Here is a 628-nt window from a genome sequence, read left to right on the forward strand (position 1 = left end):
TAACCGCAAGGAGGGCGCTTACCACGGTAGGATTCGTGACTGGGGTGAAGTCGTAACAAGGTAGCCGTATCGGAAGGTGCGGCTGGATCACCTCCTTTCTAGAGTAGCACCGGGGCCTAGAGCCCACTCATTAAGCGTCCACTCTTATCGACTGTTGAAATTAGAAGAAACAGTAGCAGTGTCCAAGTCGGGGCTGTAGCTCAGCTGGTTAGAGCACCGTGTTGATAACGCGGGGGTCGTTGGTTCGAGTCCAACCAGCCCTACCAACGCGGTCGTGTATCACCTTGGGGGATTAGCTCAGCTGGGAGAGCACCTGCTTTGCAAGCAGGGGGTCGTCGGTTCGATCCCGTCATCCTCCACCACTCTACTTAATATCTTGAAAGTGCAAACGAAAGTCAGCCAGTTCCTGGTTGCGATTTTGGTTTGATCTTTTAGAGATCATTGCTGTTTCGTTCTTTAACAATCTGGAAGAAGTAAAGTTTTATTAAGCGTGTTCTGTAAAAGGAGCACACTTAGGGTAGTAGTAAAACTCATCAAACACAGTAATAAATGAAGTCTTGCTTGGAACTGTAGCGATCCCTGGCAACAGGGGCTAACGTTATAGGGACAAGTGAATAAGTGCACATGG

General features: G+C 48.9%; 2 tRNA genes and 2 rRNA genes (1 of these 4 cut by a window edge). All 4 read left to right on the top strand.

The features are described from left to right. Positions 1-98 (top strand): 16S ribosomal RNA (locus LMJ30_RS16420); the annotation flags it as partial. 91 nt (positions 99-189) lie between these two features. Beyond that, positions 190-266 (top strand) — tRNA-Ile (locus LMJ30_RS16425). 20 nt (positions 267-286) lie between these two features. Next, positions 287-362: transfer RNA gene (locus LMJ30_RS16430), tRNA-Ala, on the top strand. Between the two features lie 242 nt (positions 363-604). Continuing rightward, positions 605-628 (top strand): 23S ribosomal RNA (locus LMJ30_RS21940) (its annotated part continues 405 nt past the right edge of the window); the annotation flags it as partial.

The organism is Massilia agrisoli, assembly GCF_020831365.1.
In the GTDB taxonomy this organism is placed as follows: Bacteria; Pseudomonadota; Gammaproteobacteria; order Burkholderiales; family Burkholderiaceae_D; genus Telluria_A; species Telluria_A agrisoli.